At 60.6% G+C, this 11,322-nt stretch carries 10 protein-coding genes; 6 read left to right on the forward strand and 4 right to left on the reverse strand.

The genetic code is table 11. The annotated features are described in order from the left end of the window. Window positions 1–49 precede the first annotated feature (49 nt). Window positions 50–994, reverse strand: coding sequence for a GlxA family transcriptional regulator (locus D906_RS19940; RefSeq protein WP_027615934.1), 945 nt, complete (start codon window positions 992–994; stop codon window positions 50–52). A 147-nt stretch (window positions 995–1,141) separates the two neighbouring features. On the opposite strand from D906_RS19940, the gene choX reads away from it, so the two are divergent. The 4 genes from choX (at window position 1,142) to D906_RS19960 (ending at window position 4,557) form a co-directional block, all read left to right on the forward strand. After that, entirely contained in the window at window positions 1,142–2,086 is a 945-nt protein-coding gene (choX, locus tag D906_RS19945) for a choline ABC transporter substrate-binding protein (RefSeq protein ID WP_019096855.1), read from the forward strand. Between the two features lie 121 nt (window positions 2,087–2,207). Then, on the forward strand, window positions 2,208–3,092 hold the full coding sequence (locus D906_RS19950) for a 3-keto-5-aminohexanoate cleavage protein (RefSeq protein WP_027615935.1): 885 nt from the start codon (window positions 2,208–2,210) through the stop codon (window positions 3,090–3,092). A gap of 18 nt (window positions 3,093–3,110) precedes the next feature. Then, window positions 3,111–4,076: an L-carnitine dehydrogenase gene (locus D906_RS19955; RefSeq protein ID WP_019096857.1), complete on the forward strand. Its 966-nt coding sequence runs from the start codon at window positions 3,111–3,113 to the stop codon at window positions 4,074–4,076. A gap of 10 nt (window positions 4,077–4,086) precedes the next feature. Next, entirely contained in the window at window positions 4,087–4,557 is a 471-nt protein-coding gene (locus tag D906_RS19960; RefSeq protein WP_027615936.1) for a thioesterase family protein, read from the forward strand. Between the two features lie 71 nt (window positions 4,558–4,628). Here the strand turns inward: D906_RS19960 and D906_RS19965 are convergent, their stop codons facing one another. Further along, window positions 4,629–6,197 carry a zinc-dependent metalloprotease family protein gene (locus D906_RS19965; protein WP_050587804.1) on the reverse strand — a complete coding sequence of 523 codons (1,569 nt, stop codon included), beginning with the start codon at window positions 6,195–6,197 and terminating at the stop codon, window positions 4,629–4,631. A 356-nt stretch (window positions 6,198–6,553) separates the two neighbouring features. Between D906_RS19965 and D906_RS19970 the strand changes: the two genes are divergently transcribed. After that, window positions 6,554–6,811: a hypothetical protein gene (locus D906_RS19970; protein WP_012270100.1), complete on the forward strand. Its 258-nt coding sequence runs from the start codon at window positions 6,554–6,556 to the stop codon at window positions 6,809–6,811. A gap of 120 nt (window positions 6,812–6,931) precedes the next feature. Here D906_RS19970 and D906_RS19980 read toward each other — a convergent pair whose 3' ends face one another. Continuing rightward, window positions 6,932–8,038, reverse strand: a complete 1,107-nt coding sequence (locus tag D906_RS19980; protein ID WP_019096860.1) for a GlxA family transcriptional regulator — start codon at window positions 8,036–8,038, stop codon at window positions 6,932–6,934. Between the two features lie 493 nt (window positions 8,039–8,531). After that, window positions 8,532–9,908 carry an L-serine ammonia-lyase gene (locus tag D906_RS19985; RefSeq protein WP_016714505.1) on the reverse strand — a complete coding sequence of 459 codons (1,377 nt, stop codon included), beginning with the start codon at window positions 9,906–9,908 and terminating at the stop codon, window positions 8,532–8,534. A 453-nt stretch (window positions 9,909–10,361) separates the two neighbouring features. Between D906_RS19985 and D906_RS19990 the strand changes: the two genes are divergently transcribed. Then, window positions 10,362–11,309, forward strand: a complete 948-nt coding sequence (locus D906_RS19990; RefSeq protein WP_016714504.1) for a choline ABC transporter substrate-binding protein — start codon at window positions 10,362–10,364, stop codon at window positions 11,307–11,309. Window positions 11,310–11,322: the final 13 nt, after the last annotated feature.

Raw genomic sequence — 11,322 nt, forward strand, 5'->3', positions numbered from 1 at the left:
ACCGGCCTCTTCGCGGGTTTACCCGAGAAGAGGCCGGTGCAGGCAAAATTCACACCGCCCTGGCCAACCTGTCCTCCCGCGGGCAACGCTGGTACCGCGCCCGATAGCAGCGCGTAAAGTACGAAGCAGACTCGAACCCGCACGCCACCCCCACCTCCAGCACACTCATGTCGGTCTGGCGCAACAACTGCCGCGCCTTGTCCAGCCGCAGTCGCAGATAGAACCCGCTTGGCGTGTCGTCCAGGTGCACGCGAAACAACCGCTCCAGCTGCCGCCGGGTCACCTGCACCGCCTCAGCCAGCACCTGGGTATTGAGCGGCTGTTCGGTGTTGCGCTCCATTTCACCAATCACTTTCACCAGCTTCTTGTTGCTGATGCCATAGCGGCTGGCGATCTGCATGCGCTGGTGGTCCTGTCGCTGACGGATACGCCCGAGCACGAACTGCTCCGACACCTGCACTGCCAGCTCACTGCCGTGGGCCTGGGCAATCAGATCGAGCATCAGGTCGATCGAGGCCGTACCGCCAGCACACGTAATGCGCCGACGGTCGATCTCGAACAACTCCTGGGTCGCCTGCAAGCTTGGATAGTTTTCCTTGAAAGCCTCCAACGCCTCCCAGTGCACGGTGGCGCGGTGACCGTCGAGCAGCCCGGCTTCAGCCAGCACCACGGCGCCGGTATCAATACCGCCCAGGGTTACCCCGTCATGGTCCAGGCGGCGTAGCGCCTGCTGTAGTGTCGGCCCATAGCAAGCCAGGGGGTCGAAGCCTGCCACGATCAGCATGATGCCGGCAGGCTCGCCCGCTGCCAACGCTGCATCGGCATTCACCGACATGCCATTGCTCGCCTGAACCGCGCCGCCATCCAGGCTCAACACCTGCCAGCGATACAACGGCCCCTTGAAGCGGTTGGCCACCCGCAGGGGTTCCAGAGCACTGATGAATCCCATGGCCGAAAAGCCGGGTAACAGCAGGAAATGAAAGTTTTGCAGCATTGCATGCTCCACGGCAAAGGTGGTCGCCTCCGTGCAAATGTTGGTCGCCAGGGTGCGATTTTTCACCCCTTCAGCAGCGTAGCGTGTTCACACGGCCCAGAGAGGTCGAAACCCCATAACAATATGCACTGCCGATGGAGAGCCACCATGCACAGCTTGATCCGCCGCAGCCTGTTGACCCTTGCCCTGAGCAGCATCGCCACCTCCCCCCTTTACGCCGCCGAACCTGCGGCCTGCAAGAACGTCCGCCTGGGCGTGGTCAACTGGACCGACGTCATTGCCACCAGCGCCATGGCCCAGGTGCTGCTCGACGGCCTGGGTTACCAGACCAAACAGACCAGCGCCTCGCAGCAGATCATCTTCGCCGGCATCCGCGACAAACGCCTGGACATGTTCCTGGGTTACTGGAACCCAATCATGACCCAGACCATCACCCCGTTCATCGACGCCAACCAGGTCAAGGTACTGGACAAGCCAAGCCTGGAAGACGCCCGCGCCACCCTGGCCGTGCCGAAATACCTCTACGACAAGGGTTTGAAGACCTTCGCCGACATCCATAAGTTCGAGAAAGAGCTGGGCGGCAAGATCTATGGCATCGAACCGGGCTCCGGCGCCAACACCCAGATCAAGGCAATGATCACCAAGAACCAGTTCGACCTGGGCAAGTTCCAGCTGGTCGAGTCCAGCGAGGCCGGCATGCTCGCCGCTGTCGACCGCGCCGTGCGGCGCAAGGAGGCGGTGGTGTTCTTCGGCTGGGCGCCGCACCCGATGAACGTGAACATCGACATGGCCTACCTGGGTGATAGCCAGGGTGCGCTCGGCCCGGACGAAGGCCGCGCGACGGTATGGACGGTGACCGCGCCGGACTACGCCGAACGCTGCCCCAACGCCCACCGCTTGCTGGCCAACCTGAACTTCAGCGCCGAGGACGAGAGCCGCATGATGCAGCCGCTGCTCGACCACAAGGACGCGCTGGAGTCGGCCCGCCAGTGGCTGAAAGACCACCCCGAGGACAAGGCTCGCTGGCTGGAAGGTGTGACCACCTTCGATGGCAAGCCGGCTGCAGACAACCTCAAGCTTACCGCCAACTGATTCGGCCCTATCGCGAGCACGCTCGCTCCTACAGGTTTCGCACACGCCAGGGGCCAACAGGCCCCCTGTAGGAGCGAGCTTGCTCGCGATCAGGCCCTGAAGCCCACACAAGGAACACACCATGAACCACAACGTCATCATCACCTGCGCCCTCACCGGCGCCGGCGACACCGCCTCGAAAAGCCACCTGGTCCCGGTCACCCCCAAACAGATCGCCGAAGCCGCCGTAGAGGCTGCCAAAGCCGGTGCCACCGTCGTCCACTGCCACGTCCGCGACCCGCAAACCGGCCGTTTCAGCCGCGACGTGGCGCTGTACCGCGAAGTCATGGAACGCATCCGCGAAGCCGACGTAGACATCATCGTCAACCTTACCGCCGGCATGGGTGGCGACCTGGAAATCGGCCCCGGTGAAACGCCGCTGGAGTTCGGCCAAGGCACCGACCTGATCGGCCCACTGGAACGCCTGGCCCACGTCGAAGCCCTGCTGCCGGAAATCTGCACCCTCGACTGCGGCACGCTCAACTTCGGCGACGGCAACTCGATCTACGTTTCCACCCCGGCGCAACTGCGCGCTGGCGCAAAACGCATCACCGAACTGGGCGTGAAAGCCGAACTGGAAATCTTCGACACCGGCCACCTGTGGTTCGCCAAGCAGATGATGAAAGAAGGCCTGCTTGAAGACCCCCTGTTCCAGCTGTGCCTCGGCATCCCGTGGGGCGCGCCGGCCGACACTACCACCATGAAAGCCATGGTCGACAACCTGCCCGCCAACGTTACCTGGGCCGGTTTCGGCATCGGCCGCATGCAGATGCCAATGGCGGCGCAAGCCGTGCTGCTCGGCGGCAACGTACGCGTGGGCCTGGAAGACAACCTGTACCTGGACCGTGGTGTGCTGGCCAGCAATGGCCAACTGGTCGAGCGCGCGGTGGAGATCATCTCGCGCCTCGGCGCCCGCGTACTGACCCCGGCCGAGGGCCGGGAAAAAATGAACCTCAAGCGCCGCTGATCCTTTCAGGAGACCAACATGACCTTCATTACCGAGATCAAGACATTCGCCGCCCTGGGTAGCGGCGTGATCGGCAGCGGCTGGGTCGCCCGCGCCCTCGCCCACGGCCTGGACGTGGTCGCCTGGGACCCGGCGCCTGGCGCCGAGCAGGCACTGCGCAAGCGTATTGCAAATGCCTGGCCAGCGCTTGAGAAGCAGGGCCTGGCGGCAGGGGCGTCGCAAGACCGCCTGAAGTTCGTCGCCACTATCGAAGAATGCGTACGCGACGCCGATTTCATCCAGGAAAGCGCGCCAGAGCGGCTGGACCTCAAGCTCGACCTGCACGCGAAGATCAGCGCTGCTGCAAAACCTGAGGCCATCATTGGCTCCAGTACTTCAGGCCTGCTGCCCAGCGAGTTCTACGAGTCTGCCACCCACCCCGAACGCTGCGTGGTAGGCCACCCGTTCAACCCGGTGTACCTGCTGCCGCTGGTAGAGATCGTCGGCGGCAACCGGACTTCGCCTGAAGCGGTCGAAGCCGCAAAAACCATCTACACAGCACTCGGCATGCGCCCGCTGCATGTGCGCAAGGAAGTCCCCGGCTTCATCGCCGACCGCCTGCTCGAAGCGCTGTGGCGCGAGGCCCTGCACCTGGTCAACGACGGTGTGGCGACCACCGGCGAGATCGACGATGCCATCCGCTTTGGCGCCGGCCTGCGCTGGTCGTTCATGGGCACCTTCCTCACCTACACCCTGGCCGGTGGCGACGCCGGCATGCGCCACTTCATGTCGCAATTCGGCCCAGCCCTGAAACTGCCCTGGACCTACCTGCCGGCACCGGAGCTGACCGACAAACTGATCGACGATGTGGTGAACGGCACCTCGGCGCAACTGGGCGAACGCAGCATCGCCGCGCTGGAGCGCTATCGTGATGACACCCTGCTGGCCGTACTGGAAGCGGTGAAGACCAGCAAAGCCAACCACGGCATGGCCTTTGGCGATTGAGGAGACTGCAATGCCCGCACTGATCACCTACCGCACCCCAGTCCAGGAGGACTGGGTGGACTACAACGGGCATCTGCGCGATGCCTTCTACCTGCTGATTTTCAGTTATGCCACGGATGCGCTAATGGAGCGCATCGGCCTGGATGCCGACAGCCGTGGGCAGAGCGGGCATTCACTGTTCACCCTCGAAGCGCACATCAACTACCTGCACGAGGTGAAGCTCGGCACTGAGGTGTGGGTGCAGACGCAGATCATCGGCTTTGATGGCAAGCGCGTGCACCTGTATCACAGCCTGCATAGGGCGGGGTTCGATGACGCGTTGGCGGCGAGCGAGCAGATGCTCCTGCATGTGGACCTGACAGGGCCGAAGTCTGCTCCGCTCGGGGAACCTACTGTGCAAGCACTGCAAGCACTGCTTGCACAGAGTCAGGATTGGAAGAAACCCGAGCATACAGGACGGGTCATTGGGCTACCCGGCTGATCAGCCCGGGCCAAGTGGTGAATCACTATCAGGCCGTACCACTTGGCTCGTCGACAAGATCATGCCTCTATTCAATCGTAAGTGATCCTCGTCACCGCCCCCATTAGACGACGGCTGAACTCCAGAGTATTAGGGCGACCGGTGCCCTGATGGATATTCTTGATAGTAAATTCACTTCCGTTGTGAAATCCGGAATAACAACTGTTAGTCGTGTACAGCGTATTCGCGAAACACAGCTTGCGCTGAGTGTTTGCGCCGTATAAACCTGAGACGACTGCGGATTCCGGGTTGAAAGGCTGGGGATCTTTACATTGTAGATACCAGGACAATTGCACATTGGCTCCAAGAGACAAGTCAATGGTACAACTGCGATTCTGACCGCGAAGTGTCAAAATCAGTTTTGGTTGTGGGTCAGGATAGAACGCCGCTACTGTTTCTCTGCGTTCGTTGAAGCGACGAGCGACATCACTGAAATCGACGTCCCCTAGAGGGCGCCCCTGGTAGCTAAGTCGAGGATTGGAGAAGTAGTGCACAGCACCAAAGGGAGTTGTCATTTGGGTATGAAATTTACCAACTTCATCTTTGTAACCGTACGCGTAATCAGGGACATTTGCTGGTTCGCTATGATGGTGCATAGCCCCTAAATTGTGTCCTAACTCATGCCCCAAAGCGTTGGGGCAACTGATAATTGAAAAAGCATCTGACTTTTTCGCGGTGAGTCTAGCCTGCCCGCAAAGCCCCGGATTAGTAGAGTAGATTGAGACCATATCCGCCCGTAGGGCATCCCGCTGCTGCATGACCTGCTGATTACTCATCAGGTCCACAGCTTGCTGCCAGTAATCACTCGGCTGATTATAATCGGCATCATAAATACCTGCCAATTCAAACCTAATGGCGACACCACTGCTGGCCATGAGACTATTCGCGTCATTCAATGCAATTGCCAGTTCGAGTCTATTAAGAGGTCGCTGGGCCCTTACCTGGTTCGTTGTCACGAAGAGCAAACGAATAACACTACTCGCTGCGTGCGACGTCGTCGCTGTCGGAAGATCAGACGCAACTGCTTTAGCGGACTGAACAGGCGCCCCATCGGGGGGCAATTTAGACTCGTCGATTTTAATTAAAACATACTGCCCAGGGCTGAGGGTCTGCACCCGGTAGGTCTGCCCTTCGACCACCACACTGCCCACAATATTTTCTCCGCTACGCGCGAGCGAAAGATAGAAAAATGGGTCACTGTCGATTTCCGAAGCGGACGATGCATGGGTCTGTTTCCAGGCCGATGGTTTGTAACCCACCCAGCCTTCGATTCCCGGAGTGATGGTGTTGTATTCGCGAAGATGAAACTGCGCCGTTTTTCCATCGGGCAATGTCACCGCCAAGACCTGCATCTGCTTACTGACCACTGCGGGATCCATTTTAATAAACGTGACTTCTGCGTTGGCCGGATCAGCCAGCAGCGTCGCGAGATAACCCTGCGCCGTCTGCTGAAGCGTCGCGCGGTCTTGGGTTGGTTGGAGGCTAAAGAGTTGGGCGGCAGTGCTGACCGTTGTGCTGACAGGCCCTGTCGAGGAAGAGCAGGCTGACAACAGCGTCAAGCCCACAATCGCGAATACATTCATCCAGTTAATTTTTTTCACACTGATCGCTCCTATGGAAATCCACAGGGCGTAGAAGAACAGAGCGCGCGTATCACGTCAGCTATCAAAAATGCTAGTTATTCGGTGTAGAGCATAAAAAAACCCCGCAAAGCCGTGAGCCAGCGGGGCCAAGAGCGAGCAACATCCACTGTGCATGAGTGAGGGTGACCAAACCCTCTGGTACCGTGAATGGCTGCAGTGTGCGGACTTGCTAGTTAGGGGATTTAGCCGTAAACGACCTGTTCTTAGCCAAAGCAGTCATGGCGGCAATCTGGTGTTGCGGGCGTGTCGCTGTAGACACAGAATCAGTCGTAAATCACAGCAGCACTCTCTTAGCGATAAAAGGGACAACAGCCATGATGCATGCGGATTTGATTGATCAGGACGACCTCGCCGGCCACCTGCGCGCGCGCGGGTTCGAGATTCCGGCCGGGGCCAGTGCCGAACAGGCTTGCGAAGCCGTGGTGCGAGGGCTGACCGAGCCTAATGCGCGGGCGCTGAAGGGGATGGTGGAGCAGATGTATACAGGTAGCGCGACCATCCTGCCGGCGGTACGCCAGGCGATCGACAAACAGCTGTTACCCGCGCTGGCGCAATTCAACAAACGCGCTTAACTGATTTTTCCTGTACTGGCCTCTTCGCGGTCAAGCCCGCTCCCACAGGTACTGCACCGGATTCAAAAGCGGTGCGATACCTGTGGGAGCGGGCTTGCCTGCGAAGGGGCCCGCGCTGTTTCAGAGCCTTACACTGGCAAACGTCGACTCGTTGCGCGCCTGGCTCAGAGCGGCCATAGGCCCACTGTGCGGCGACAGGGTCATGGCCTGCGGGATCGGCATCATCGCCACCTGCTGCGCAGTGTTGGAGCCCACACGCTCGTCACGCGGCGGAATGCCGAAGTACTCGCGGTAGCACTTGGAGAAGTGTGGCGTGGACACAAACCCGCATACCGACGCCACCTCGATGATCGACATCGGCGTTTGCTTGAGCAACTGCCGTGCACGAATCAGGCGCAGTTTCAGGTAGTAGCGCGATGGCGAGCAATGCAGGTACTTCTGGAACAACCGCTCAAGCTGCCGACGCGAAACCGACACGTATACCGCCAGTTCGTCCAGGTCGATCGGCTCTTCGAGGTTGGCCTCCATGAGCGCGACGATTTCCTGCAGCTTCGGCTGATTGGTGCCGAGCATGTGCTTGAGCGGCACGCGCTGATGATCCTGTTCGTTGCGGATGCGCTCGTAGACGAACATCTCGGAAATCGCCGCCGACAGTTCACGGCCATGGTCGCGGCTGATCAGGTGCAACATCATGTCCAGCGGCGCGGTACCGCCAGAGCTGGTGAAGCGGTTGCGGTCGAGGGTGAACAGGCGGGTGCTCATGTTCACCCGTGGGAAGGCTTCCTGCATTGCCGCCAGGCACTCCCAGTGCACGCTGCAATCGAAGCCGTCGAGCAGACCGGCACAGGCCAGTGCCCAGCTGCCGGTGCACACCGCACCAAGACGGCGCGACTGGCGAGCCTGAGCTTGCAGCCAGGTAACGTGCTCACGGGTGACCGAACGCTGAATACCAACCCCCCCGCAGACAATCACGGTGTCGATGGGCGGTGCATTGTTGATTGCAGCATCCGGAGTGATCTGCAAGCCATCGCTGGCCCACACCTGGCCGCCGTCGACGGTCAGGGTATGCCAGCGGTAAAGCTCGCGGCCGGACAGCTGGTTGGCCATACGCAGCGGCTCAACGGCTGATGCCAGGGAAATCAGGGTGAAATTGTCCAATAGAAGAAACCCGATGGACTGGGGTGTTGTGCGGTTCTGGGTTGGGTTCCCGGAGGTGTACGACGTCATCGCGATTTCTCCTCACACAAATGCAGGGTGTGCCTCAGGCGGGCACTGATTTCTTGTTATGGCCCCGGTTCATGTGCTGGGGCTTGGTTGCCAATCTCAACGCAAACGCCGTGCCTGAAATTGAACGGCTGTCCAAAAAAACCTGAAAACGACGCCTTTGTTCGGCAAATCAGGTGCTTTGGTCGAGTTGGCTGGGTGTTCGCAAATGGGCGTGCTAGGCGCCGTGCGTGTAACGGCTGAGCAGTTTGGTGACACGCGCAGTGTAAGTTGCCCAGAAACGACACTCTTGAGTGTCACCGACAATCCAGGCACTGATAACGACACCCGACGATCGGTATGCGCCGCTTGCACCATTAGGGAGCATAGGTGATCAAGTTGCACCTGTATCAGCCTCAAGGGCCTCTTCGCGGGCACGCCAGCTCCCTCAGGAACTGTGCAATTCCTGTAGGAGCTGGCGTGCCCGCGAAGAGCCCCCTGAGGGCGGATCAAGCAATCAGCATTCGATGGCGCTGACCGCCAGGCCACCGCGCGAGGTCTCTTTGTACTTGTCGTGCATGTCGGCCCCGGTATCACGCATGGTGCGGATCACCTGGTCGAGGGAGATGAAGTGTTCGCCGTCACCGCGCAGGGCCATCTGCACCGCGTTGATGGCTTTTACCGCCGCAATCGCGTTGCGCTCGATGCACGGCACCTGTACCAACCCGCCGACCGGGTCGCAGGTCAGGCCAAGGTTGTGCTCCAGGGCGATTTCAGCGGCGTTTTCCACCTGTGGCGGGGTGGCGCCAAGCACTTCGGCCAAGCCAGCAGCGGCCATGGCGCAAGCGGAGCCAACCTCGCCCTGGCAACCGACTTCGGCACCGGAAATCGACGCGTTCTTCTTGCACAAGATGCCCACAGCGGCCGCCGCGAGGAAGTACTCCACCACGTTGGACTCGTTTACCGCGTCGCTGAAGCGCATGTAGTAATGCAACACTGCCGGGATAATGCCGGCCGCGCCATTGGTAGGTGCGGTGACCATGCGCCCGCCGGCGGCGTTTTCTTCATTGACCGCCAGAGCGAACAGGTTGACCCACTCCATGGCGCTCATGGTCGAGCCGATCACATTGGGCTTGCCGACTTCCTGCAGGCTGCGGTGCAGCTTGGCGGCGCGGCGGCGCACGTTCAGCCCGCCGGGCAGCGTGCCTTCGTATTTGAGGCCGTTGTTGACACATTCCTGCATGGCTTCCCAGAGCTTGTGCAGGCCGGCACGGATCTCTTCCTCACTGCGCCAGACCTTCTCGTTGGCCATCATCAATTGCGACACGCTGAGGTCGTTTTGCTTGCACAGGCGCAGCAGCTCGGCGGCGCTGTTGAAATCGTACGGCAGCACCGTCTGGTCGGCGTCCAGCACGCCACTGGCGGCCTGGGCGGCATCGACCACGAAGCCGCCACCCACCGAGTAATAGGTATCGCGGTGCAGCTCGCCCTGCTCGCCTTCGGCAATCAAGGTCATGGCGTTGGGGTGGTACGGCAGGTTCTCGTCCAGCAGCAGCATGTCGCGAGCCCAGACAAACTCGATGGGCAGGCGGCTATCAAGCTGCAGGGTGTTGGTTTCACGCAGGTCGGCGATACGCGGCACGATCTGGGTGGGGTCGATGGCGTCAGGCCATTCGCCCATCAGGCCCATGATGGTGGCGTTGTCGGTGCCATGCCCGATACCGGTGGCCGACAGCGAGCCGTACAGGCGCACTTCGATCCGCTTGACACGCTCCAGCTCGCCGCGCTCGCGCAGGCCCTGGACGAACAGGGCGCCAGCACGCATGGGGCCGACGGTGTGGGAGCTGGAAGGCCCGACACCGATCTTGAACAGGTCGAACACGCTGATGGCCATTGTCGAATCACCTCTTGATGGGCTTGTCTCTGCGCGCCATGCGCAGGGCGGGGCAGCTGCTAGGCTCAAACAGCGGGCCGCCTTGAATGCCAGCATCATCGGGCTTTTACCGCCACCCTCGCCGTCTGCAACCGACGTACTTTTGTCCAGCAGCGCCGCGCGTTTTTTACAGGGAGAGCAGCGCTCACCTCGCCGTTTTCCGGCGGCCTGGTGACGTAAAAATGCGGCTGAGGGGGTGGAAAAATCCATAAGCGACATCGCCCATACTGGATACGACCCGTTCCGTACTGGTTACGACCCCACCAGTAGGCGATTGCCCGGCGCTGGAGGATTATCGAAAGCGACTCGTAAAGCACGGCCACGCATCCTGCCCTCTGCAGGCCTGGTCGACCGGACCCTGAGAAAGCCCGGCGACCCACGCGAACCCGAAGACAAAATCACAGGAGTCCATCCATGAAAGGTTCACCCTCGCTGTTGCTGGTTGCGTTGCTGTCCGCACCGTTGCTGGCCCAGGCCGCCGAGCCCGAACAGTGCCGGACGGTACGTTTCTCCGATGTCGGCTGGACCGACATCACGGTCACGACCGCCACCACCAGCGTTGTGCTTGAAGCACTGGGTTACAAGACCCACACCACCATGATCTCGGTACCGGTGACCTACAAGTCGCTGGCCACCGGCAAGGACCTGGACGTGTTTCTCGGCAACTGGATGCCGACCATGGAGAACGACATCAAGCAGTACCGCGACGCTGGCACAGTAGAAACCGTGCGCGCCAACCTGGAAAACGCCAAGTACACCCTGGCGGTACCCCAGGCGCTGTACGACAAGGGGCTGAAGGATTTCAGCGACATTGCCAAGTTCAAGAAGGAACTGGACGGCAAGATCTACGGCATCGAGCCCGGCAACGATGGCAACCGCACCATCCAGAGCATGATCGACAAGAACGCCTTCGGCCTGAAGGACGCCGGTTTCAAGATCGTGCAGTCGAGCGAGGCCGGCATGCTGTCGCAGGTCGACCGCGCACAGAAGCGCGGCGAGGCGCTGGTGTTCCTGGGCTGGGAACCACACCCGATGAACACCCGCTTCAAGATGCAGTACCTGACCGGCGGGGACGAGTTCTTCGGCCCCGACTTCGGCAAGGCGACCGTGTTGACCAACACCCGCAAGGGCTATGCGCAGGAGTGCAGCAACGTCGGCCAGCTGTTGAAGAACCTGTCGTTCGAGCTCAAGGATGAAAGCACCATGATGGGCTATGTCCTGGACGACAAGATGAAACCCGATGCCGCCGCCAGGAAATGGCTCAAGGACAACCCGGGCAAGCTGGATGCCTGGCTGGCCGGCGTAACCACCGTGGATGGCAAACCGGGCCTTGAGGCAGCCAAGGCCAAGCTCGCGCAATAACGTACTTCGCAAT

Source organism: Pseudomonas sp. LAIL14HWK12:I1 (assembly GCF_003202095.1).
Lineage (GTDB): Bacteria > Pseudomonadota > Gammaproteobacteria > Pseudomonadales > Pseudomonadaceae > Aquipseudomonas > Aquipseudomonas monteilii.